Source organism: Pseudomonas sp. PA-7-1E (genome assembly GCF_021605325.1).
Taxonomy (GTDB): Bacteria; Pseudomonadota; Gammaproteobacteria; order Pseudomonadales; family Pseudomonadaceae; genus Aquipseudomonas; species Aquipseudomonas fluorescens_BV.
Genome location: NZ_WKFA01000065.1, coordinates 1 through 21143, shown reverse-complemented (window position 1 = coordinate 21143; position 21143 = coordinate 1). Strand labels below are relative to the sequence as shown.

Genomic DNA, 21143 nt, shown 5'->3' with positions numbered 1-21143 from the left:
GGCGGCTATCAGCATTCAGTTGCTGTTGAGAGTCCCCAGGACCCCTCCGTGAATTTCCCTGACTTCTTACGAGCTGAAAGCATCAGCGCTTTTTGAGCATCATTGAGTTCGCGGAACCGGGCGATTTTGTTGACCTCGTCAGGCGGCATGTTCAGACATATCCACCACTCAATCAGGTTCAGCATCGGTTCTGCCGCTTTGGGTATTGGAGGAGCGGTTCAACGGTGAAGCGCGCTACGGACCGGTAACAGGCCGCAGCGCCGAGGAGAGGGGAGAGAAAAAGCGAAAGGGTTCAGCCGTGAATATGTTCAGCCGCATGCATGGCCAGGTAGGCATCCAGCTTCTTGTCTTTCAAACCCAAGGTGTCGAGAATTTGCGCCATGAAACTGACCGGCGCGCTGCCAGGAGCCGTGACCACACCCTGGTCGGCAACGGCGTGCGGTACGTCCTGGTAATAATCTGCTCCGCGATAATGCACCTGCTTGAGGTTGTCAGCGGAGTTGGAGGTGTGCTGCAAGTGATCCAGCACTCCAGCCTTGGCCAGTACGCGGGTACCGTCACAGATTCCCGCCACGACGATGTTCCTGGCGTGAGCCTCACGGACCAGCGCCTCGATGGCGGGGGCGTTGTCTGTTCTCCAGATCGGGCCTCCCGGCACAATCAGCAAGTCGACATCTTCCAGCCGAATGGCCTCGATGGCCAGGTCGGGAATGATGGTCATGCCTCCGGATGATGTTACTTGCTTGCCACCGGGAGCGGCAAAACAAGTCTCGAAGCCATAGTAGGCGCGGCCCGTGGAATTGATCAGCGCGGGCTCCCAGTCAGAAAAATTCTCGGTGAGAATAGTAACGGCACGTACCATTTGAGTGTCCTTCTCAAGTTTCCATGATAATCAGCAGCAACCTGCCCAGTAGGGTTGTCCTTGTGGGCATTGCTGTCGAGTGTACTCGCCAGCGGGGCTGATGAATGGTGTGGTGGAGTATTGGCAGTATGTGTTTCAACTGACAATGACAGTGATCAACGCGGCGGTATATTCAGGCGTGAAACGTTGAGAGGGTGTTCTGGTGCGCTGCACAGCTCGCCGTTGGGCAGCAAGTCTGCCTCCAGCGCAGCGGCTTTAGAGCGGCCCGGCGCCTGCACTGGGTAAGCATAAAGGCTGTGCATCTAAAACGTGCGCGGTGATTGAACCGCTGGCGGGATGGAGTCGAACCGTTGCGCAAGGCTCCAGCCTGATAGCCGCTGCAGCTCATCGACATCCATCGACTCATCTTCCTGCGCGGTGTAGCACTCGTCACCACTGCGCCTGTCATCGGGATAGACCATAAAACCACCACGGCCGTCAGGGCAGTCGGGCAGATACACCGAGGTCAGGTTGCGTTGCTCATCGAGGTGCGCATTCAAGCGCGCGATATAGATACCCATCGAAACCGCCACACCAATAACCAGCACCACGCAGGCGACCAACTGGCTGGCATAGTTGGCGCCCAGCTCATCACGACGCACGGGCGACATGACACGACCCTGTCTGCTCAACATTCTGGCCAATCAGAAACCAGCCACTGCCTCCCATGCGTACCAACTGAGTTTGCTGTGGAAGGATGCCCACCATCAGCGCGAGGAAAATCACGGCTAACAGCACCCCTTTGATCATCGAATACAGGTTCATGACGGTGACGAGCTCTGGATAAGAAGAGCCTTAGCCTAAGCAGCACGGGGTTAACACCAGGTAAACATCGCAGGAAACAGCCCGACTTCCGCTATCCTTCACACCGCTGAGCACCATCTGCCCGAGGGTTTTTCCGTGCATATTCATCTGCTGCTGGTCGAGGACAACCTGGACCTGGCCACCACTGTCATCGAGTACCTGGAGATCAGCGGAATCGTCTGCGATCACGCCAGCAATGGCCAGGCCGGGCTCAACCTGGCGCTCAACCAGCATTACGACGTCATTCTGCTGGACATCATGCTGCCGCGACTGAACGGCCAGCAGTTGTGCGCAGGGTTACGCCAGCAAGGCATCCAGACCCCCATCCTGATGCTGACCTCGCTGGATGCGTTGCCCGACAAGCTCGCCAGTTTTGCTGCGGGAGCCGACGACTATCTGGTCAAGCCGTTCGAGCTTGCCGAGCTGGTGGCGCGGATTCGCGCCTTGAGCCTGCGGCGCAGCGGCCAGACCAGCCGCCTGCAAGTAGACGACTTGGTCATGGAGCTGACCACCCGCAAAGTCAGCCGGGCAGGGCAGGAGCTGCATCTGTCACCCATTTGCTGGGCCTTGCTGGAGCACTTGATGCGGGCCAGTCCCGAGCCTGTTCCCAGGGAGCGGTTGGAAAGCAAAATCTGGGGCGATGAGCCGCCCGACAGTAATACGCTCAAAGTGCATATGCATCGGCTGCGCAAGACGGTAGACAAACCTTTTGGCCGGCCATTGATCCATACCCTGGCGGGTGTCGGCATCCAGGTAAAGGCCCATGCGTAGCGGCCTGAGCCTGAAGTGGGTAATCAGCGGCAGTTTCCTGTGTCTGATTGCGGTGGTGCTGGTGATCTATAGCAGGCTGCTGCCTGAATTCACCGTGCGCGGCCTGTTCTACACCGCCAGCGCGATGATGGAGGAGGAAGCCCTGTATTTTCTCCGGCACTACAAACAGGACCCGACCACGCCGACGCCGCACAATTACTACTACACCAGCGTCATCGGCAAGGAGGCGTTGCCGCAGGACGTGCGCGAGTTGCTGAATGCACCGCCGAGCCTGTCCTTTGGTGCGGTGAATATCTTCGGCGATCTCTATTCCGATGACGACGAGGCGCCGTTCCATATCGTTCTCGAACAACCTCTGGGCGACGGCAAAACCCTCTACATGTATGACATCGACCACGATAAGGAAGTAGGGGGAGAGGTGGAGACGCCATTGTCCGACGCCTACTTTGACCAGGTACTGGAAAGCGTCCAGCTCATCAGCCTGGCCGTATTCGTGCCGGCGCTGATTATCATCGCGCTGTTGGTGTGGTGGTTGGTGCGTCCGCTGGGACGTCTGATCCAATGGTCCAGCACCCTGAACAATCCTGACGCCCTGGCCAGCGAGCGGCCGGGTTTCAACTTCAAGGAGTTCAATATGTTGGCCGATGCCCTGGCCAAAAGTGTTGAACAAGTGCAGGCCGCCAGCCAGCGAGAAGGCCGTCTGTTGCGCTACACCAGCCATGAACTGCGCACGCCGCTGGCGGTGCTCAAGGCCAATATCGAATTGTTGGCCCTGCAATCGGGTGGTGTGCTACCACCCTCGTTGCAGCGCGTAGAACGCTCGGTGCTCAATATGCAGCTCATCGCCGAGACATTGCTGTGGATGAGCCGCGAACGTCCAGAGTCGTTGCCCGAGGAAGACGTTAATCTGAGCGAAGTAGTTGGCGAACTGATTGAAAGGCACCGCTACCTGATCGGTCACCGGGATATTGAGCTAAGCATCGACATCCACAACGAACCTTGCCGGCTGCCCCCTACGGCTTGCCGTATCGTGATCGGCAACTTCCTGCGCAATGCGCTGCAATACGCGGAAGAGGGCACGGTGGATATCAGTTTCAAATACCCCCGGCTGGTGATTGCCAATTACATCAGTGAGGTCAAGCCGCGGCAGGAGTCCGATGATTTTGGATATGGGCTTGGGTTGCAGTTGATGCGGCAGTTGTGCGCAAAGCTGGGCTGGCAGATTGAGGTGATCCGCGAGCAGCAACGGTTTACGGTCATTCTTGATTTTACGAATGTACGGGACACGCCGCCGGCAGACGGCGCATCTGGAGTCTGTTGAACGATTGTGCCTAAGCGAGCTTCACATTCATGGTGATGTAGGCGGTGAAGACCTTGACGCCGCCCGCATCGAAGATCTCCACCGGCACGATCTTGTCTCCGGCGGTTTGCCAATCGATAGCGCTGCCATCGGCAACAGCGCGGATATCGGTTTTCGCCTTGGCCAGATATTCCACAGTCATGCCTTTGGGAATCCAGCGTGCGCCTGCGGGGATCGACGCGTCGGTCATCATGCCGCCGGCCAGTTCGGCGGCGTTGCACAGTGCGATGGCATGCACCGAGGCCAGGTGATTGGTGATTTCCTTGCGAAACGGCACGGTGACCACCGCATGGTTGGGTTTGAGCTCCGCGATCTCGGGAGTGATGGTGCTGAAGTAGGGTGCCATTTGGCACGCCAGGTTGCTGAATGCGGCGGGGCCTACGCTATTGAACATGCTCAGGGCTTGGCTCATCGGAATATCCTCAAGGGTCATTTGCAGAATAATATTCTGTAACGGAACAATATTCTGTTGATTCCACGGCTGTCAACCTGAGCTTTCTCTGCCGGTCGTTCAGCCTATAAACTGTTTTGATTTGGCGTTCCTCCATGCACTCCATCGATCTCATCGAGCGCACCTTCCCCGGCAGGCGCAGCGACCTCAAGCGCATCATCCTGCGCGAAGCACTGGCGTGTTTTAACGAGGTGGGCATCGAGGCGACCTCTATCGAAACCATTCGCGCGCGCTGCGACACCAGCGTGGGCGCTATCTATCACCACTTCGGCAATAAAGAAGGGTTGGTCGCTGCGCTGTTCTTTGCGGCGCTGGAGGACCAGGCCAGTCTGCGTGACCACTATCTGCAAGCAGCGGACACCGCCCACGCAGGCGTCGTCGGGCTGGTGTACAGCTACGTTGAATGGGTGACCGCACAGCCGGACTGGGCGCGGTTCGTGTTCCAAAGCCGTTTTTCCGTCTCCAGCGGCCCGTTCAAGGACGAGCTGCTTGCACGCAATAAACAGCGCAACCAACAGTTGAAGGAGTGGATGAGCGGGGAAGGGCGCAAGGAGCATTTCAGTCATTTGCCTGCCGAGCTGATCCCTTCGCTGATCATTGGCGCGGCGGAAAGTTACTCGCGTGCGTGGTTGTCGGCGAAGGTCAAAAAGAGTCCATTTGAATACCGCGAACTGCTGGCTGAAGCAGCGTGGCAGTCGATCAGCCTGGGTTAGTCAGTCCTCCATCCCCTGTGGGAGCTGTCGAGCTTCAGCGAGGCTGCGATAGCGGTGCTTCAGGCGATGAGCCTTTCGGCAATGCCGCCATCTGATCAAATTCCGTCTAGGGCTATACTTGCCTCCTTCCAACCAATCGAGAACCCCATGAGCACGTCTCTTTCCCTGACGCCCGTGCGCAAGCCCGTCGCGCCACTGATTGCCTTTATCATCCTGGTGGCGGGCGCGCTGTTCCTGCAAAACATGGTCGGCGCACGCCAAGTGTTGCTGCTGGTGGTCGGTGCCGCGCTGGGCCTGACGCTGTATCACGCAGCCTTCGGTTTCACCTCGGCCTGGCGCGTGTTTATCAATGATCGGCGTGGCGCTGGCTTGCGTGCGCAGATGGTGATGCTGGCGGTGGCGGTGCTGTTGTTTTTCCCGGCGTTGGGCGCGGGCACTTTGTTCGGTCAGCCGGTCGTGGGGCTGGTGGCGCCGGCCGGTGTGTCGGTGGTGTTCGGGGCGTTCATCTTCGGGATCGGCATGCAGCTGGGTGGTGGTTGTGCGTCGGGTACTTTGTTCACCGTGGGCGGCGGTAATGCCCGGATGTTGGTGACGCTGCTGTTCTTTATCTGCGGCTCGTTGATCGCCACCCACCATGTCGACTGGTGGTTTGCACTGCCATCGTTCCCGGCGGTTTCCATTGTCAAAAGTTTCGGTGTGCTGCCGGCGCTGGTCTTGAGCCTGGCGGTGTTCGCGCTGATTGCAGTGGTGACAGTGCGCCTGGAAAAGCGCCGTCACGGCCAGCTTGAACAAGGCGTGCAAAGCGAGCACCAAGGGCTACGCCGCTTCCTGCGCGGACCCTGGCCGCTGGTGTGGGGCGCGATTGGCCTGGCGCTGCTCAACTACGCCACCCTCGCCCTGGCCGGACGGCCGTGGGGCATTACCTCGGCGTTCGCGCTGTGGGGCGCCAAGGTGGCGAGCGGGCTGGGCGTGGACGTTGCCAGTTGGGCGTTCTGGCAGATGCCGGGCAATGCCAAGGCCCTGGCTGCACCGGTGTGGGAAGACATCACCAGCGTCATGGACATCGGCATTGTCCTCGGCGCGTTGTTGGCCGCAGGCCTGGCCGGGCGTTTCGCGCCCAGCCTGAATATTCCAGCGCGCTCGTTGATCGCGGCTGTGATCGGCGGCCTGATGCTTGGCTACGGTTCGCGCCTGGCCTATGGCTGCAACATCGGCGCGTACTTCAGTGGCATCGCCTCGGGCAGCCTGCATGGCTGGGTGTGGCTGGTGGCGGCCTTTATCGGTAACGGCGTGGGCGTGCGCCTGCGGCCCTTCTTCTTTGCGGGCGAACGGCCCCAGGTGGCCTTGAGTGGCTGCTGAGCAGTCCACCCACATTCGCCTGGCGCGCGCGCAAGATGCCGGTTTGTTGCCCGCCATCGAGCAGAGCGCAGCCCAGGCATTTCGCGCAATCGAAGGGCTGGCTTGGCTGGCGGATGCCGCGCCGATCGGCGTCGAGTGCCATCGGCAGTGGATCGCGCTATCGACCTGTTGGGTGGTGGTTGATCACCACGATCACCCTCAAGGCTTCCTCAGCGCAGAACGCTTTGGCGACGACCTGCATATCCATGAAGTGTCAGTGGCTCAGCCGCTCCAAGGCCAGGGCTGGGGGCGCAGATTGGTGGAAACGGCGATAGATCATGCCCGCGCCCAACACCTGCGTGCGGTGACGCTGACCACCTTCGTGCATGTACCCTGGAATGCTCCGTTCTATCGGCGCCTGGGCTTTGCGCCTCACGTTGATTCGCGTCTGGAAACGATCCTGGCGGACGAGTACGCCCATGGCTTCGAACCCGGCAGCCGTTGTGCCATGGCGTGCCCGGTGACATGTCCGAATCCGTCCTGAAGTAGTCTGCCTTGCGTCTGTCGCGCACTGTGGGTGGTCCTTACCATGGCGTGCATCGTTTACCCATTGATGCAAGCCACAAGGACTGTCCATGACCCATAAAGCCCTGATCGTGATCGACGCGCAACATTCATTCCGCCATTCAACCTATTGGTCCGAAAATGACCTGCCCGACTATCTGGAAAAACAGCAGGCCCTCATCGATGGCTGTGTTCAGCGCGGCATCCCGGTGATACAAGTCTTCCATGTTGAAGACCAAGGGCATTTCTCCATGCAATCGGGCAACGTCAGGGCATTGAGCGAGCTGTCGATCAAGCCGCAACTGGTGATCCATAAGCGCTACCACAGTGCTTTGGCCGGTACGCCACTGGCCGCTCGGTTGGTGGAAATGGGCGTCACCACGCTGATCATCAGCGGCATCCGCACTGAGCAATGCTGCGAGACCACAACGCGGCACGCTGCGGACAGCGGCTTCAAGGTGGATTTTGTCAGCGAGGCGACGTTGACCTTCCCGATGACCCACGTGCGTAGCGGCCGGGTCTATACGCCGGCTGAGATTCGCGAACGCACGGAGTTGGTCCTCGATGACCGCTTCGCCCGCATCGTAACGGTCGCCCAGGCACTGGCGGAGTGAAGCGGTGAGCGTACCGGTGCTGTTCGTGCTATTGCCAAACGTGCTGATGCTCGACCTGGCCGGGCCTGCCGAAGTACTGCGCCTGGCCGCGCAGGTCGACGACCCGGCGGCGGTGGATTTCGACTTGCAATACGTCAGTCCGGTGGCAACGCTGCACACCTCCATCGGCTTGCCGCTGATGGGGCTGGCGCCGCTGCCGCCGACCCTGGCCCCCGGTACGCTGGTGGTGTTGGTGGGCTCCACGATGAACGTGTCGAAAGCCCACCAAAAGGCCTTCGAATCGGCCAGCCATCAGCTCACCCAGTGGCTGCAAAACGTCGTCGCGCCCTCGGCCGAGCGTCTGGTGTGCGTGTGCGCCGGCGCATTGAGTGCCGCCAGGGCCGGGCTGCTCGATGGGCGCCAATGCACCACGCACCATTCTCTGTGCGCCACCCTGCAGGCCCTCGCCCCCAAGGCCCGGGTGCTGGAAAACCGTCTGTACGTCACCGATGGCCCTGTGAGTTGCAGCGCCGGTATTACAGCGGGTATCGATCTAATGTTGCACCTGGTTGCCGAACTGGCCGGGCCACGGCTGGCGTGCGCGGTGGCGCGAGACATGGTGGTGTACCTGCGCCGCAGCGGCAGCGACCCGCAGTTGTCGCCCTGGATAACCGGGCGCAATCACCTGCACCCGGCGGTGCATCGTGTGCAAGACGCCATCGCCGCCGCGCCCTGTGAAACCTGGACGGTCACCCGCATGGCAAGCCTGGCCTGCACCAGCAGCCGGCACCTGGCGCGCCTGTTCCAGGAGCACGTACAGATCAGCCCCTTGGATTACCTGCATCGCCTGCGCCTGGCCGTAGCCCGCGAACTGCTGGCCGAGTCGGCCCTGGACATTGAAACCGTCGCCGAACGCGCAGGCTTTGGTTCGGCGCGGCATCTGCGGCGTATCTGGGGCAGGTATGAAGCGGCCACCCCTTCAGCCATGCGCCTTACTCAGCAGGCGTCTCGGGGGACGTAACCGGGTCCTGGCCAGCTTCGGTTTCCAGCTTCAAACGGTCGGCCTTGCTGATGTATCTGTCTTTGCTTTTGGGCGCCAGCTTGGCACTGGCCTTTTTCGCTTTGGCTTTGAAGAGCTGCTGGAGTTTTTTCTGGCGGTTCATGTCGCGGTGCCTGAGAGGGAAAGGCGCGGATGATACCAGTTTCAACAAATGTGACCGGGCGCTGGGTTAATACCAGTCAGTTAAGGCAGAGCCGGTAACTGTGGCGAGGGAGCTTGCTCCCGCTGGGCTGCGTAGCTGCCCCAAAAAAGCTGGGAGCGCTGCGCACTCCAGCGGGAGCAAGCTCCCTCGCCACGGGCTCAGCGCGCCAGGAACTGGGTGATCAGCGTGGTTATCTGCTGCTGGATCACGGGCCGTGGCCGCGCGCCTTCGCCGTCCTGGCAAATGATGCTGTCACCGGGCACATCAGCGTCAAGCACCGCTGCCGCCCCCGGTTTGCACTGGGACATAAAACTGAAGTGGTTGGCGTCCTGGATCTCCACGTACTGTGTCGACGTTTTTGGCAGCCGCTTGGCCATGTCGGCGGATTCCATCTGCGCCGGCAAATCCGCTGACGGCACACCGGCGGCGATCACCAGAGCCGGCACCGGCAATGCCGCCAGGCTCGCATTGGTAAAGCCGCGCGACAAGCCCAGGTCCAGAGACACCACAGCGGTCACGCGCTTGTCACGCAAGTCCGCGGCCACTTGAGCCTTCCCGCTCGGCGTACCTTCAGGGTTCATCTCACGGTAGGCCTTGCACGCCACCAATGTCGGATGGGTCTCGCAGTCCCGGGCAAACAACGCCGGGTCAAAACGCGCCCCCGCGCTCTCCATGACCGTCCAGCCACCCAGGGAATGGCCTATCACCGCGATCCGCCCGCTATCCACCGCACCGAATGGCTCGGGCTGCGCCAACAGCGCATCGATGGCCCGGCTTAAATCCCTGGGCCGTTGCCACAACTGCGCAGCGGCTTGCGCGCTGCGATCCTGGCTGGTGGTGCCAGGGTGATTCACTGCCGCCACGATATACCCCTGCCGGGCCAGCGCACTGGCCAACCACGCCTGCTTGCCCCAATTGCCACCGTAGCCGTGGGAGAGCACCACCACCGGATGTTTACCGGGCGCCGGTGCGGCATCAGGCACCGCAAGCACACCGATGAACACCAGGTTGTCAGCGATCAGCTTGGGTTGGGCGGTGCTGGTGGAGGGGTACCACACGGCCATTTCCAGTGGGCGAATGTTGTGAGTGTCAGGGATGGTGGTGGTTTGGAAACCGATGGGGTCGTTGGCGAGTGCAGGCCCAGTCAGGCTGATCAGGAGCAGGGCGGCGAGGGGGGCTTTCATTGTTTTTATCGTCCTTGAAATGAAGGACGCAGCATGACCTGAAACGAGCGGTTCAGGTAGAGGGGAGGCGGTCACCCGCCCCCCCAATAATCAATCAGCTCCTTATAAACGCCAGCAAATCCGCATTAATCGTATCGGCATGGGTAGTAGGCATGCCATGCGGGAAGCCCGGGTAGATTTTCAGCGTGCTGTTTTTCAACAATTTGGCGGACAGCACCCCGGCATTTTCATGGGGGACGATCTGATCATCGTCGCCATGCATGACCAATACGGGAATCTGGATGCTCTTCAGGTCTTCGGTGAAATCGGTCTGGGAAAACGCCACGATCCCGTCATAGTGCGCCTTGGCACAGCCCATCATGCCTTGCCGCCACCAGTTCAGGATGATGCCCTCGGACGGCTTGGCGCCTGGGCGGTTATAGCCGTAGAAAGGTCCGGCGGGAACGTCCTGATAGAACTGTGCGCGGTTGGCTTTCAGCTGCGCCTGCAAGTCGTCGAACACTGACTTGGGCAGGCCACCAGGATTGCTCGGGGTCTGGACCATCAAAGGAGGGACGGCACTAATGATGGCGGCCTTCGAGACGCGCTCTTCACCGTGGCGGGCGATGTAATGAACCACTTCACCGCCGCCGGTGGAGTGACCGACATGCACCGCAGTTTGTATACCCAGGTGCTCGACCACCGCCGCAACGTCGTCGGCATAGTGGTCCATATCGTGCCCGTCCCAGACCTGGCTGGAACGCCCGTGGCCACGCCGGTCGTGGGCAACGACCCGGTAACCTTCGCCCAGGAAAAACAGCATTTGCGCGTCCCAATCATCTGCGCTCAGTGGCCAGCCATGATGGAAGAAAATGACCTGGGCATCGCGTGGGCCCCAGTCCTTGTAGAAAATTTCAACACCGTCTCGCGTGGTGACGTAGCCCATGTTCGCCTCTCCCAAATGAAATGATGGCCTGATCGAATCGCGATCATGGCGCTGGATTGACCCACTGCGGCCCATGCGTGTCTGGCAAGCGCGCCGCCTACCAATTGCCGCCTTGGCCGCCCAATGACTTTAGGTTTAAAGTCAACTTTAAGGTCAATGGTTTTTTGTGGGTGGTACATGAGAATAGGCGAGTTGGCAAAAATCAGCGGGTTGGCGGCCTCACGCATCCGCTTCTACGAGGCGAGCGGTCTGATCCAATCGGTTGAGCGTAAATCCAACGGCTATCGGGACTATACGCCCGGCACCGAGGCGGTGTTGGAGATCATCAAGGGTGCCCAGGCAGCCGGTTTCTCTCTGGAAGAAATCCGGCAGTTAATGCCCCGCAGTGCCGGTGGTTGGCAGCATGACGAGCTGCTCAGCGGGCTCAAGCACAAGGTCGAGGAAATCGAGGTTCTGCAACAACGGCTGGCCCAGAACAAGGCGCAGTTGCTGAACGTCATCAAGGGCATCGAAGGCAAGCCCGAGGGCATGGCCTGTGCCGAGAATGCGCAGATGCTGATAAACCGTCTGCGCGAGGAAGGGGGCGCTCCAGCCTCATCCACAAAAAAAAGCGCCCGCCGGGCCCCGAGGGCCTGACCGGCGCACGAGGTTCAGCGTTCGCCAATCAGGTTGACGAGCGGCTCTGGCGCATAGAGTGCGCTCTGGAACTCGGGTACGTATTCGTACTTCACCATTTTCCCCAGCTTGAGGTCGCGCAGGTAATCGGACAGGCTGCCATCGCCTAGCGTGAGGGTGGCTGAGTCTGCGTCACGGCTGGAGCCATGGCTGAGCTGGCGGGAAACCGCATACCCATAGGCCAGTTGGCCGTGGTGATCGAGATTGGTGAAACTGCTGGTGACCAGGTCCATATCACGGGACAGCTTCTCAAGCTTTTTAGCCTTGAACGACACGTCCAGTTTGCCGGTCTTGCTATCGGTAATGTCATACACCACCGAGTGCCCATCCTCTTTGCGATCAATGCCGGTCAGCCATTTCGGCAGGTTGTAACCGACCACCCCGCGCACCCGCGCCAGCTCGGTATTCACCGGCAGCTTGAGCACATAGCCCCAAAAGTCCTGCGACATCGACTGGCCCACCAGCGTAAAGGGGCCCAGGTTGGCTTTGCCAGGTTTGTTCGTGATGATCGACACGGCGACTTCGTTATAGGCGTCGTTATCGCAATGCTCATAGGTGTACGCAGTAAACGCGATCAGCCCGCGACCCGGCCAGACTTGCAAGGGCTGCACGGCGGCCAGTACCTGCGGTGGCATCAACGCCCGAAGCTTATCGATGTCGGCTGTATAGACTGCTGTTACCCGACTGTTCTGGTAGTAAAAATTGGGCGAGTAGGATTCAAAACCGATGTCGACCTTGTGCTTTTGCAACCCTTTGAACCAGCTTAAATCAACCCCGGGTAATTCTGCTGCAACCACCGACAACGGCGGGTTGGAGCGAAAGCGGTCGTACAAGCCACCCTTGACGACGGGCACCTGCTGGCCGGCGATATCGATGTGGGTTGTGTCGTTGGGGCTGGGCATCTCGGGCGTTCCGGCCAACGCAAGGTTGGCAAAAGGGGTGAGCAGCAATCCGGTTAAAATGGCGCTTGGAATGTTCAATCGGTTTTCTCCAGAGAGGGGCTAGGCGCTATCGTTCGTGGGACAGCTCGGTTATTACGGCGAGTGCGACGGCCTTGGGCGATTGCGGGTTCTGGCCCGTGATCAGGCGGCCATCGGTGATGACAAATGAGGTGAACGGCACCCAGCCCTTGCGGTAACGCGCCCCTTGGCTCAGCAGCCGGTCTTCAAGCAAGAACGGCACCTCACGCTTCATGCCCGATAGCAGTTCTTCGCGATTGGAGAAGCCGGTGATGTTTTTGCCCTTGATGATCGCGTTGCCCTGTTCATCCTTCAGATCCAGCAGGCCCGCCACACCGTGGCACACGGCCGAGACGATGCCGCCCTGGTTGTAAATGGTTTGGGCGACACGTTGCAGGTCGAGGTTGCCAGGGAAGTCCCACATGACACCGTGGCCGCCGGTGAAGTAGATCGCGCGAAATTGCGACGGATCGACATTGGCGATGGGCAGCGTGTTTTGCAGCCGGGCGCGAAAGGCCGGGGACTGCAACTGTTCACGCGCCGCCTTATCCATGTACAGCCAACCGAGGCTGCGCTCGTCCAGAGGCACAGCACCTCCTTTGGGGCTGGCAAATACCGTCGTGTAGCCAGCCGCTTCCACGACCTCGGTGAAATGCGTCAGCTCTGTCAGCCACAGGCCCGTGGTATCGGGCCTTGAGGGGTAGCTGGCGTGGTTGGTCATGATCACCAGGATCTGGCGATTGTTTGCAGCGGCCGTGGAAGGGCCGGGTTCAGCCTGTGCAAATGTCATAAGCGCGCCACCTATCGCTACCAACGCAAAAGAAATAAGGGTTTTGAGCATGATCCAGGGTCCAGTAATCCTGTCGGTTGGTGCATGCTCACCTTAAACCTCGCTTTAAGGTCAACCCCTGCTTTGGCAAAAAAAAACCGAGTCGTCTTGGGGCGCGACGGCTCGGCTTTTTTTGGGCGTGTTGAACGTTTAGCCAGCTGCTACAGCCGCCTCGCGCTCCATCAACTTATCGACCAACAACATTCCCAGCTCACTTAACTGATGAATCGCCAACGCGACGTCGCGCTGTTTACCGGTCAGTTCATCCGACAGGTCGAGCAGCAGGGCGGTTACTGAGGAAAAGGTTTCATAGCTATTGGCGACGAGCATTTCATTGCTGGCATCGTCGGCAACGCTGAACAGCGGTGTCGAGGGTGGAGGAGAGGGTTCGGCGTTGGGGTTGAGGGCGTGATCGATCGCACGACGGGCTGCCTGATCAAGCTTCAGGTTTGGATCGTTTGGAGGGTTTGGGGTGACTTTGTACATATGCGTAATTCCTGAATGGGGCCGACACCGTTTCGCTACTAAACGAAAGGGTGGCAGCTGTACGCAGGTTAGTAGACCGGGGAATTACACAAAGCCGGCGCGCCCGAAGGCGCCCTACGCACAGCCACCATCAGGCACAGACAGGAACGTCTGATAGATGAAGCTCATGCACTAAGTGTAATTGACCCTCGGGCTACTAAACCCGATCACTGAGTTGTCAGCGACCGAGCCACCTTAGAGACGCCCATCCAAGCGCACAAGCCGGCGGATTCTGACGCAACTGTAGGCAATGGAGCAAGGTGGTGCAGCTTGCTGTAGGACGGGTCTACATCAACGCCGGCCCACTCACTCACTCCCTGTAGGAGCGAGCTTGCTCGCGAAAAAACATAGGCGCCGCGTTCATTCTGGATGAACACATTATCTTTACGTTCTTCGCGAGCAAGCTCGCTCCTACAGAGAGGATGCCTCAGTCGCGACGCAACGTTTCGGTCTTGAGGACACAAGCGCTAATAGTATTGCTCGGCTGCCTGCGCGGCGGCTGGACTAGGATTTTTTCTGGCGGTGCACACCGACATTAAAAATTCACTGGCATCTACAAGGAGTAGCCAGTAGGCTACATTTGAATCTGTGACCAATACGATCGGCAGGACGCCCGAGTTCGATACATGGCTCGACGGTATGAAGGATGTGTGGGGTAAGACGGCTGTACTGATCCGCCTGGATCGAGCCGAAGAAAACAATTTTGGCGATTGCCAGCCTGTAGGCGATGGCATGAGTGAAATGCGTGTGTTTGTCGGGCCCGGCTACAGGATTTACTTTGTGCGCACGGGCATCACCGCTTACCTGATGCTGTGGGGAAGCGATAAAACCGACCAGAAACGAGGAATCAAGCGGGCAAAAGAGATTCTTGATGCCCTGAGAGGTCAATGACATGAGTCAGTCAACATTCAAACCAGAGGACATGCCGATCCTCGAGCTGGATACATCCGGCACCAGTGCCTATGAGGCTTCACGCTTCCTTGATAGCCCGCAAACCATCAGTGCCTATCTTGCGCAAAGCATGGCGTGCCATGACCCGCAAGTCCTTATGAAAGCGCTGGCCGAGGTTGCCAAGGCCCAGGGTGTGAACAAGGTTGCCGAAGCGGCGGGGGTGAATCGGGAGAGCCTGTATAAAACCCTGAAAGGCGGCTCAAAGACGCGTTATGAGACGGTCCAGAAGCTGATGCTGGCATTGGGGGTGGAACTGACGGTGCGACCGATTACTGCGACCCCCCCTAAAAAAACGGCTGCCATCGGTACAGAGAAGCTGTATTGAAATGCGCATGGTCTTGTAGGAAATCGACCTCTGGAAGCGTAAGGGTTTCCCTATAATGCTGTTTATATATCCAGTATTTGCAGGTCTGCGCGCTCATGAACCGAAAATGAGTGAAAAATGGGCCTGTGGCAAAAAAAAGCCACTCCGTTAGGTTGACGTCCTCTCCTTCAAGAAAGGAGAGTTCTTAATCAAGTGAATGGAGTCACAACATGAACAAACCACAAACCCAGACACCTCTTCGCCATGGTCGTGTCACATCCCCTTCCAGCCGTGGCGCAGTTGCCGTGGATCTTGGCCTGCTGGAAACCTGGCAGGTCAACGAAATGGAAGGCGGCAAGAACTTCCCGGCACTGACGGCCGGTCCGTTCCCGGCGCCTTATCAAACCGACAGTGACAGCGTCACCCCACCCGCCGACGGCGTCATCCTCAGCGGTGGCAAGACCGATGCCCGTGACTGCATCAACTTCACCCACGAGGAAATGGCCAAGAAACTTGGCCGCGCCTTCACCTGGCCGTTGCTCAATGTCGAGCCGGGTCAGACCTTCAAGGTCACCTGGGCATACACCGCGCCGCACACCACCCGTGGCTATCGCTGGCTGATCACCAAGGATGGCTGGGATCCGAAACAGCGCATCACCCGCGCGCAACTGGAAACCCAGCCGTTCGCTGAAGACTTCTATACCCAGGTGCCGTACTACAGCCATGCAGGCGAACTGAAGGCCAAGGTCAATCATGAAGTGAAACTGCCGGCCAACAAGAAGGGCCAGCATGTGATTGTGTTGATGTGGATCGTCGCCAACACCGGCAACGCCTTCTATCAAGCCTTCGATGTGGACTTCAAATAAGCCCGCACCGTTAAACCCACACGTTCTGAAGGATTAGAACATGTCAAAGATTGACTTTACCTCACTGCAATCGCCGCTCAACGATGCCGCTTCGCTGATGCCGAGCATTGCCGGCAAAAAGATCCTCATGGGCTTCTGGCACAACTGGCCTGCCGGCCCGAGCGATGGCTACCAGCGTGGCCAGTTCGCCAATATGAGCCTGGTGGATGTGCCAAAGGATTACAACGTGGTGGCCGTGGCCTTCATGAAGGGCAACGGTATCCCAACCTTCAAACCGTACAAGGTGTCCGACGCCGAGTTCCGTCGCCAGGTGGGCGTGCTGAACAGCCAGGGCAGGGCGGTGCTGATTTCCCTTGGCGGCGCCGATGCACACATCGAACTGCATAAAGGCAACGAACAGCCGCTGGCCAGCGAAATTATCCGCCTGGTGGAAACCTATGGCTTTGATGGCCTGGATATTGATCTTGAACAGAGCGCGATTGATTTCGCCGACAACAAGACTGTCCTGCCCGCCGCCTTGAAACTGGTCAAGGACCACTACGCAGGTCAAGGCAAACACTTCATCATCAGCATGGCACCGGAGTTTCCGTACCTCACCACCGCCGGCAAATACGTCGGTTACATCCAGGCGCTGGAAGGCTATTACGACTTCATCGCCCCGCAGTATTACAACCAGGGGGGCGACGGCATCTGGGTGCAGGAGGTCAACAATGGCAACGGCGCCTGGATTGCCCAGAACAACGACGCGATGAAGGAGGATTTCCTGTTTTACCTCACCGAAAGTCTGGTGAGCGGAACGCGCGGGTTTACCAAGATCCCGGCAGACAAGTTCGTCATTGGCCTGCCCGCCAACGTCGATGCGGCTGCCACCGGTTATGTAGTCAACCCGACAGCCGTGACCAATACATTCAAGCGTTTGCACGACAAAGGATTGTCGATCAAGGGCCTGATGACCTGGTCGGTGAATTGGGACAACGGGATCAACAAAGACCATGTGCCCTACAACTGGGAGTTCAGCCGCCGTTATGGGCCGATGATCAATGGCACTGATCTCGCTGGCCTGGAGCAGGAAGAGGCGGATCTGGAGATCGCCAATCGGCAGTAGCGCAAAAGGGGCCTCTGGCAGACGTGCCAGAGGTCAAACAGCTAAGCTTCTGATCTGACTAAAATCCGATGCCTGTTTGGGCATCGGATTTTTTGCGTCACGCTCAAATTGCGCTGAGCATTCCTAAAGCCGATTTACCGCACCAGACAAGGCCGCTTGTTATCAAAGCCCCAACCTGGGATCAGAAACTGCATCGCCACACTGTCATCCCGGGCTCCAAGGCCCATGCCTTTGTACAGTTCATGAGCCTTGGCCACCGCGTCCATATCGATATCCACACCCAGGCCAGGCTTGGCCGGCACCTTCACATAGCCCCCTTCAATCTTCAACGGCTCCCGCGTCAGGCGCTGGCCGTCCTGCCAGATCCAGTGGGTGTCGATGGCGGTGATCTCGCCCGGTGCGGCCGCCGCCACCTGGGTGAACATTGCCAGGGAAATATCAAAGTGGTTGTTGGAATGCGAGCCCCAGGTCAGGCCCCACTCGTTGCACATTTGCGCGACGCGCACCGAGCCCTGCATGGTCCAGAAGTGCGGGTCGGCGAGGGGAATGTCCACCGATTGCAACTGGATGGCGTGGCCCATTTCGCGCCAGTCGGTGGCGATCATGTTGGTGGCGGTTTTAAGGCCCGTGGCGCGGCGGAATTCGGCCATGACTTCACGGCCTGAATAACCGTTTTCTGCGCCGCAGGGGTCTTCGGCGTAGGCCAGCACATGATGCTGGTCGCGGCACAGGCGGATGGCTTCCTTCAGCGACCATGCGCCGTTGGGATCAAGGGTGATGCGCGCATCGGGAAACCTTTCGGCCAGCGCGGTGACGGCTTCGATTTCCGCGTCGCCACTCAATACGCCGCCCTTGAGCTTGAAATCGTTGAAACCATATTTGGCCTTGGCCGCTTCGGCCAGGCGCACTACCGCGTCGGCGGTCAGGGCTGTTTCATGGCGCAGGCGGAACCACTCATCATCGGCGTCGGCCTCGTTGCGGTAGGCCAGGTCGGTGGCGTTGCGATCCCCCACATAGAACAGGTAGCCGAGCATCTTCACCGCATCGCGTTGCTGGCCTTCGCCAAGCAAGGCGGCCACCGGCACCTCAAGAAATTGGCCAAGCAAATCGAGCAGCGCGGCCTCCATGGCGGTGACGGCGTGGATGGTGATGCGCAGGTCGAAGGTCTGCAGGCCGCGGCCCGCGCTGTCTCGAGACGCAAAGGTACTGCGCATCTGGTTGAGAACGCGCTGGTACTGGCCAATCGGCTGGTCGATCACCAGGCTGCGGGCATCCTCCAGGGTTTGGCGAATGCGCTCGCCGCCGGGTACTTCGCCCACGCCAGTTTTGCCGCTGCTGTCCTTGAGGATGACGATATTGCGCGTGAAGTAGGGGCCGTGGGCGCCGCTGAGGTTCAGCAACATGCTGTCGTGGCCGGCGACGGGGATGACTTGGAAATGAGTAACGACAGGGGTATTCATGGCGCGTTCCTGGCTGAGTTCAAAGAGGTTTGCTGATGGCGGCGCCGCTGGGCACGGCCGGTACGGCAGAGGGTGAGGTCTTGGCAAAGAACACCAGGATGGCCGCGAGCACCGAGGTGCAGGCCAGGCCATACAGCCCGCCCTGTATCGAGCCGGTGGTTTGTTCGAGAAAGCCGAAGGTAGTCGGCGCCACAAAACCGCCCAGGTTGCCAATGGAGTTGATCAGCGCGATCACCGCGGCGGCGATGCGCACATCCAGGTAGCCCTGGGGGATCGGCCAGAACAGCGACGACGCAGACTTGAACCCGATGGCCGCAAAACAGATCGCCACGAAAGCGAAGATCGGCCCGCCGGTGGTGGACATGAACATGCCGGCCGCCGCGATCAGCAGGGCCGCCGCGACCCAGGCCTGCTGGAACTTGAACTTGCCCGACAGCGACGCAAAGGCGTACATGGCAATGATCGAGATCAGCCAGGGGATCGAGTTGAAGAAACCGACCTGCACATCACTCAAGTCACCCATCTTCTTGATGATGCTCGGCAGCCAGAAGGTGGCGGCGTAGATCGTCAATTGAATGCAAAAGTACAGGGCGCAAAACAGCAGGATCTGGCGGTCCTTGAGCAGCTTGCCGAGGGTGGGTTTCACCGTGGTCAGGGCTTCGCGATCACGTTGCTCCTGATCGATGGCGCCCACCAGCGCATCCTGCTCTTCGCGGCTCAGCCACTTGGCGTCATGGGGTTTGGAGTCGAGCCAGAACCACACGAAGAAGCCCAGCGCCACCGAGGCCAGGCCTTCGATGCCGAACATCCATTGCCAGCCATGCAAACCAAAGCCTTCGATCTGCAACAACGCACCCGACAACGGCCCGGAGATCAACGACGCCACCGCCGAGCCACTGAGGAAGATCGCGATGGCCTTGCCACGCTCCACACCGGGCAACCAGCGCGTGAAGTAATAGATCACGCCGGGGAAGAATCCTGCTTCCGCCACACCCAGCAGGAAACGCAGGATGTAGAAGTGGGTTTCGTTCTGGATAAACGCCATCAGCGTGGCGACGATGCCCCAGGTGAACATGATGCGGGTCAGCCAGATGCGGGCGCCGACTTTTTGCAGCAGCATATTGGAGGGCACTTCGAACAGTGCATAGCCAATGAAGAACAGCCCGGCGCCGAAGCCGTAGGCCGCTGCGCCGATTCCCAGGTCATGCTCCATGTGCGTGCGCACGAAGCCGATATTGACCCGGTCGATGTAGTTGAGGATGAACATGACCACGAACAGTGGGAGCACATGGCCCTTCACTTTGCTCACGGCGCGGGCGAGCGCTGAATCACTTTCGGGTACGGCAGATGCTGGGCTTGAATGCTTCACGAATGAAAACTCCCCCTGATTATTTTTATGCGGGCTTGGTGTTTTGTTGACAGACATCATACAAGTTGTTTTTTAAAGGCCGCAATCCTGTCAGGGCTGTTTTTGTTCTTATAAGCCGGTATTGAGGTTGGCTATTTTGGTTATTTGCCAGATTTTATTGGGTTTTGCCCCGCTAGTGACGGCTCGGGGTGTGCGCTTCTCTCGAAGCGAAGACAGGGTCGGGTGAGGTGGGATGAGTGTGTTGTCATACAAGTTGGGTGTTTTTCGCCGCCACCCGTCGCCCCGTGCGTTCAGGGTGATAAGCTCCCCCCAGCCAAACCCCGTGGACCCGTCTCGATGCCGATTAAAAGCACACCGCCTGTGCGCAAACGTTCCGCCAACCTGGCCCAAGGTGTGGTCGAGGCACTGACCCAGCGCATCCAGTTGGGGCAACTCAAGCCGGGTGAAAAACTGCCGTCCGAATCCACCATCGTGCTTGAGCATGGGGTGAGCCGTACCGTGGTGCGTGAAGCCTTGTCCAAGCTGCAGGCGTCGGGGCTGGTGGAGACGCGTCACGGCATCGGCACCTTTGTGCTGGAGCAGCACACGCAGCCGGGCCTGCGCCTGCATGTGGACACGGTCGCCAGCGTGCGCAACATGCTCGAATTGCGCCTGGGCCTGGAAGTGCAAGCGGTGGCCCTGGCCGCGCTGCGCAGAAGTGACGCGCAATTGGCCCACATGCGCCAGGCACTGGACGACTACCAAGCCTCCCTGGCCAACAACGACAGCTGTGTGGAGGAGGACAAGCGCTTTCACCAACTGATCGCCGAAGCCACCGGCAATACGTTTTTCACCGACATCATGCAGCACCTGGGCACGGCGATGATTCCGCGCACCCAGGTGAATGCCGTCGAGCGCGGCGGCGCGGACTTTGCCCAACTGGGGCAGTTGGCGAACCTGGAACACGAGGCCATCTACAACGCTATCAAGCGCCAGGACCCGGACGCCGCACGGGCGGCCATGGTGCTGCACTTGACCAACAGCCGGGATCGATTTTCCGGGCACTCTTAAGGAATCACCGTTGAACGAACACACCTTGTCCCAGCGCCTGGAGCGCGTGGCCGCGCACATTCCGGCGGGTGCCCGCCTGGCCGATATCGGCTCGGACCATGCCTACCTGCCGGTGGCCCTGATACACCGTGGCGCTATTGCGGCGGCCGTGGCGGGGGGAGGGGGCGCGGCACCGGTTTTTTCGGGCCAACCGACCGTGGGCGGCAAAGGCCCTGAGGCGGCAACCCACCTGCGGCCGGCCGGG

26 protein-coding genes and 1 pseudogene are annotated in these 21143 nt (G+C 59.5%); 14 read left to right on the top strand and 13 right to left on the bottom strand.

The window, feature by feature from the left end:
- Positions 1–8: 8 nt before the first annotated feature.
- The 4 genes from GIW79_RS25835 to GIW79_RS25820 all read right to left on the bottom strand — a co-directional run bounded on the left by GIW79_RS25835 (position 9) and on the right by GIW79_RS25820 (position 1666).
- Positions 9–185 carry a hypothetical protein gene (locus GIW79_RS25835; RefSeq protein ID WP_172415487.1) on the bottom strand — a complete coding sequence of 59 codons (177 nt, stop codon included), beginning with the start codon at positions 183–185 and terminating at the stop codon, positions 9–11.
- Between the two features lie 107 nt (positions 186–292).
- Positions 293–862, bottom strand: a complete 570-nt coding sequence (locus GIW79_RS25830; RefSeq protein WP_089041988.1) for a type 1 glutamine amidotransferase family protein — start codon at positions 860–862, stop codon at positions 293–295.
- A 302-nt stretch (positions 863–1164) separates the two neighbouring features.
- Positions 1165–1512 carry a hypothetical protein gene (locus tag GIW79_RS25825; RefSeq protein ID WP_089041989.1) on the bottom strand — a complete coding sequence of 116 codons (348 nt, stop codon included), beginning with the start codon at positions 1510–1512 and terminating at the stop codon, positions 1165–1167.
- A complete protein-coding gene (locus GIW79_RS25820) occupies positions 1493–1666 on the bottom strand; it encodes a hypothetical protein (protein WP_014719228.1) in 174 nt (57 codons plus the stop codon). Before GIW79_RS25820 ends, GIW79_RS25825 begins: the two co-directional genes overlap by 20 nt.
- A 135-nt stretch (positions 1667–1801) precedes the next feature.
- Between GIW79_RS25820 and GIW79_RS25815 the strand changes: the two genes are divergently transcribed.
- Complete coding sequence (locus GIW79_RS25815; RefSeq protein ID WP_034126172.1) at positions 1802–2476, top strand: response regulator transcription factor; 675 nt, start codon at positions 1802–1804, stop codon at positions 2474–2476.
- The gene (locus GIW79_RS25810; RefSeq protein ID WP_034126173.1) at positions 2469–3797 is read left to right on the top strand and encodes a sensor histidine kinase; all 1329 of its coding nucleotides are present in this window, start codon (positions 2469–2471) and stop codon (positions 3795–3797) included. Before GIW79_RS25815 ends, GIW79_RS25810 begins: the two co-directional genes overlap by 8 nt.
- A 10-nt stretch (positions 3798–3807) precedes the next feature.
- On the opposite strand, the gene GIW79_RS25805 is transcribed toward GIW79_RS25810, so the two are convergent.
- A complete protein-coding gene (locus tag GIW79_RS25805) occupies positions 3808–4248 on the bottom strand; it encodes a hotdog fold domain-containing protein (protein ID WP_236455120.1) in 441 nt (146 codons plus the stop codon).
- Positions 4249–4382: 134 nt separating this feature from the next.
- Here GIW79_RS25805 and GIW79_RS25800 point away from each other — a divergent pair, with 134 nt between their 5' ends.
- The 5 genes from GIW79_RS25800 (at position 4383) to GIW79_RS25780 (ending at position 8516) form a co-directional block, all read left to right on the top strand.
- Entirely contained in the window at positions 4383–5000 is a 618-nt protein-coding gene (locus tag GIW79_RS25800) for a TetR/AcrR family transcriptional regulator (protein ID WP_236455122.1), read from the top strand.
- A 147-nt stretch (positions 5001–5147) separates the two neighbouring features.
- Positions 5148–6359, top strand: coding sequence for a YeeE/YedE family protein (locus GIW79_RS25795; protein WP_057977048.1), 1212 nt, complete (start codon positions 5148–5150; stop codon positions 6357–6359).
- Entirely contained in the window at positions 6349–6882 is a 534-nt protein-coding gene (locus GIW79_RS25790; protein WP_198790809.1) for a GNAT family N-acetyltransferase, read from the top strand. The genes GIW79_RS25795 and GIW79_RS25790 overlap by 11 nt, the downstream gene beginning before the upstream one ends.
- A gap of 91 nt (positions 6883–6973) precedes the next feature.
- Positions 6974–7516 (top strand): cysteine hydrolase family protein, encoded by a 543-nt coding sequence (locus GIW79_RS25785; RefSeq protein ID WP_200584447.1) that lies wholly within the window; start codon positions 6974–6976, stop codon positions 7514–7516.
- Positions 7517–7520: 4 nt separating this feature from the next.
- Entirely contained in the window at positions 7521–8516 is a 996-nt protein-coding gene (locus tag GIW79_RS25780) for a GlxA family transcriptional regulator (RefSeq protein WP_200584445.1), read from the top strand.
- Here GIW79_RS25780 and GIW79_RS25775 read toward each other — a convergent pair.
- The 3 genes from GIW79_RS25775 to GIW79_RS25765 all read right to left on the bottom strand — a co-directional run bounded on the left by GIW79_RS25775 (position 8488) and on the right by GIW79_RS25765 (position 10806).
- Positions 8488–8658 (bottom strand): DUF2986 domain-containing protein, encoded by a 171-nt coding sequence (locus GIW79_RS25775; protein WP_073526986.1) that lies wholly within the window; start codon positions 8656–8658, stop codon positions 8488–8490. The genes GIW79_RS25780 and GIW79_RS25775 overlap by 29 nt on opposite strands.
- 197 nt (positions 8659–8855) lie before the next feature.
- The gene (locus tag GIW79_RS25770) at positions 8856–9881 is read right to left on the bottom strand and encodes an alpha/beta hydrolase family protein (RefSeq protein ID WP_236455932.1); all 1026 of its coding nucleotides are present in this window, start codon (positions 9879–9881) and stop codon (positions 8856–8858) included.
- 94 nt (positions 9882–9975) lie between these two features.
- Positions 9976–10806, bottom strand: a complete 831-nt coding sequence (locus GIW79_RS25765; protein WP_032896079.1) for an alpha/beta fold hydrolase — start codon at positions 10804–10806, stop codon at positions 9976–9978.
- Between the two features lie 177 nt (positions 10807–10983).
- Between GIW79_RS25765 and GIW79_RS25760 the strand changes: the two genes are divergently transcribed.
- Positions 10984–11442: a MerR family transcriptional regulator gene (locus GIW79_RS25760; protein ID WP_034126375.1), complete on the top strand. Its 459-nt coding sequence runs from the start codon at positions 10984–10986 to the stop codon at positions 11440–11442.
- 14 nt (positions 11443–11456) lie between these two features.
- Here the strand turns inward: GIW79_RS25760 and GIW79_RS25755 are convergent, their stop codons facing one another.
- From GIW79_RS25755 to GIW79_RS25745, 3 genes are all read right to left on the bottom strand, one after another.
- Positions 11457–12383, bottom strand: a complete 927-nt coding sequence (locus tag GIW79_RS25755; RefSeq protein ID WP_034126376.1) for an acetoacetate decarboxylase family protein — start codon at positions 12381–12383, stop codon at positions 11457–11459.
- 106 nt (positions 12384–12489) lie between these two features.
- Positions 12490–13230, bottom strand: a complete 741-nt coding sequence (locus GIW79_RS25750) for a type 1 glutamine amidotransferase domain-containing protein (RefSeq protein WP_034126180.1) — start codon at positions 13228–13230, stop codon at positions 12490–12492.
- A 189-nt stretch (positions 13231–13419) separates the two neighbouring features.
- Positions 13420–13755 carry a DUF6124 family protein gene (locus GIW79_RS25745; RefSeq protein ID WP_032902107.1) on the bottom strand — a complete coding sequence of 112 codons (336 nt, stop codon included), beginning with the start codon at positions 13753–13755 and terminating at the stop codon, positions 13420–13422.
- Positions 13756–14382: 627 nt separating this feature from the next.
- Between GIW79_RS25745 and GIW79_RS25740 the strand changes: the two genes are divergently transcribed.
- From GIW79_RS25740 to GIW79_RS25725, 4 genes and pseudogenes are all read left to right on the top strand, one after another.
- Positions 14383–14685 (top strand): type II toxin-antitoxin system RelE/ParE family toxin, encoded by a 303-nt coding sequence (locus tag GIW79_RS25740; protein WP_014719210.1) that lies wholly within the window; start codon positions 14383–14385, stop codon positions 14683–14685.
- A 1-nt stretch (position 14686) separates the two neighbouring features.
- Positions 14687–15070 (top strand): addiction module antidote protein, encoded by a 384-nt coding sequence (locus GIW79_RS25735; protein ID WP_056785934.1) that lies wholly within the window; start codon positions 14687–14689, stop codon positions 15068–15070.
- A 209-nt stretch (positions 15071–15279) separates the two neighbouring features.
- Complete coding sequence (locus GIW79_RS25730; RefSeq protein WP_197880754.1) at positions 15280–15915, top strand: lytic polysaccharide monooxygenase auxiliary activity family 9 protein; 636 nt, start codon at positions 15280–15282, stop codon at positions 15913–15915.
- Positions 15916–15955: 40 nt separating this feature from the next.
- Positions 15956–16957: pseudogene (locus tag GIW79_RS25725) on the top strand (chitinase); the annotation flags it as partial.
- Between the two features lie 197 nt (positions 16958–17154).
- Here GIW79_RS25725 and gudD read toward each other — a convergent pair.
- On the bottom strand, positions 17155–18480 hold the full coding sequence (gudD, locus tag GIW79_RS25720; protein ID WP_236455930.1) for a glucarate dehydratase: 1326 nt from the start codon (positions 18478–18480) through the stop codon (positions 17155–17157).
- Positions 18481–18499: 19 nt separating this feature from the next.
- The gene (locus GIW79_RS25715; protein WP_054921658.1) at positions 18500–19849 is read right to left on the bottom strand and encodes an MFS transporter; all 1350 of its coding nucleotides are present in this window, start codon (positions 19847–19849) and stop codon (positions 18500–18502) included.
- 336 nt (positions 19850–20185) lie between these two features.
- On the opposite strand from GIW79_RS25715, the gene GIW79_RS25710 reads away from it, so the two are divergent.
- Both GIW79_RS25710 and GIW79_RS25705 read left to right on the top strand, forming a co-directional pair.
- Complete coding sequence (locus tag GIW79_RS25710; RefSeq protein ID WP_034126185.1) at positions 20186–20899, top strand: FadR/GntR family transcriptional regulator; 714 nt, start codon at positions 20186–20188, stop codon at positions 20897–20899.
- 10 nt (positions 20900–20909) lie between these two features.
- Positions 20910–21143 (top strand): tRNA (adenine(22)-N(1))-methyltransferase TrmK (locus GIW79_RS25705; protein ID WP_236477438.1); only part of this gene is annotated, 234 nt, incomplete at its 3' end.

Excerpts from the sequence above, each read along its gene's own strand:
- GIW79_RS25835 (WP_172415487.1), bottom strand. The coding sequence starts at position 185 with ATGCTGAACCTGATTGAGTGGTGGATATGTCTGAACATGCCGCCTGAC.
- GIW79_RS25830 (WP_089041988.1), bottom strand. The coding sequence starts at position 862 with ATGGTACGTGCCGTTACTATTCTCACCGAGAATTTTTCTGACTGGGAG.
- GIW79_RS25825 (WP_089041989.1), bottom strand. The coding sequence starts at position 1,512 with ATGTCGCCCGTGCGTCGTGATGAGCTGGGCGCCAACTATGCCAGCCAG.
- GIW79_RS25820 (WP_014719228.1), bottom strand. The coding sequence starts at position 1,666 with ATGAACCTGTATTCGATGATCAAAGGGGTGCTGTTAGCCGTGATTTTC.
- GIW79_RS25810 (WP_034126173.1), top strand. The coding sequence starts at position 2,469 with ATGCGTAGCGGCCTGAGCCTGAAGTGGGTAATCAGCGGCAGTTTCCTG.
- GIW79_RS25805 (WP_236455120.1), bottom strand. The coding sequence starts at position 4,248 with ATGAGCCAAGCCCTGAGCATGTTCAATAGCGTAGGCCCCGCCGCATTC.
- GIW79_RS25800 (WP_236455122.1), top strand. The coding sequence starts at position 4,383 with ATGCACTCCATCGATCTCATCGAGCGCACCTTCCCCGGCAGGCGCAGC.
- GIW79_RS25795 (WP_057977048.1), top strand. The coding sequence starts at position 5,148 with ATGAGCACGTCTCTTTCCCTGACGCCCGTGCGCAAGCCCGTCGCGCCA.
- GIW79_RS25785 (WP_200584447.1), top strand. The coding sequence starts at position 6,974 with ATGACCCATAAAGCCCTGATCGTGATCGACGCGCAACATTCATTCCGC.
- GIW79_RS25775 (WP_073526986.1), bottom strand. The coding sequence starts at position 8,658 with ATGAACCGCCAGAAAAAACTCCAGCAGCTCTTCAAAGCCAAAGCGAAA.
- GIW79_RS25770 (WP_236455932.1), bottom strand. The coding sequence starts at position 9,881 with ATGAAAGCCCCCCTCGCCGCCCTGCTCCTGATCAGCCTGACTGGGCCT.
- GIW79_RS25765 (WP_032896079.1), bottom strand. The coding sequence starts at position 10,806 with ATGGGCTACGTCACCACGCGAGACGGTGTTGAAATTTTCTACAAGGAC.
- GIW79_RS25760 (WP_034126375.1), top strand. The coding sequence starts at position 10,984 with ATGAGAATAGGCGAGTTGGCAAAAATCAGCGGGTTGGCGGCCTCACGC.
- GIW79_RS25755 (WP_034126376.1), bottom strand. The coding sequence starts at position 12,383 with ATGCCCAGCCCCAACGACACAACCCACATCGATATCGCCGGCCAGCAG.
- GIW79_RS25750 (WP_034126180.1), bottom strand. The coding sequence starts at position 13,230 with ATGACATTTGCACAGGCTGAACCCGGCCCTTCCACGGCCGCTGCAAAC.
- GIW79_RS25745 (WP_032902107.1), bottom strand. The coding sequence starts at position 13,755 with ATGTACAAAGTCACCCCAAACCCTCCAAACGATCCAAACCTGAAGCTT.
- GIW79_RS25735 (WP_056785934.1), top strand. The coding sequence starts at position 14,687 with ATGAGTCAGTCAACATTCAAACCAGAGGACATGCCGATCCTCGAGCTG.
- GIW79_RS25730 (WP_197880754.1), top strand. The coding sequence starts at position 15,280 with ATGAACAAACCACAAACCCAGACACCTCTTCGCCATGGTCGTGTCACA.
- gudD (WP_236455930.1), bottom strand. The coding sequence starts at position 18,480 with ATGAATACCCCTGTCGTTACTCATTTCCAAGTCATCCCCGTCGCCGGC.
- GIW79_RS25710 (WP_034126185.1), top strand. The coding sequence starts at position 20,186 with ATGCCGATTAAAAGCACACCGCCTGTGCGCAAACGTTCCGCCAACCTG.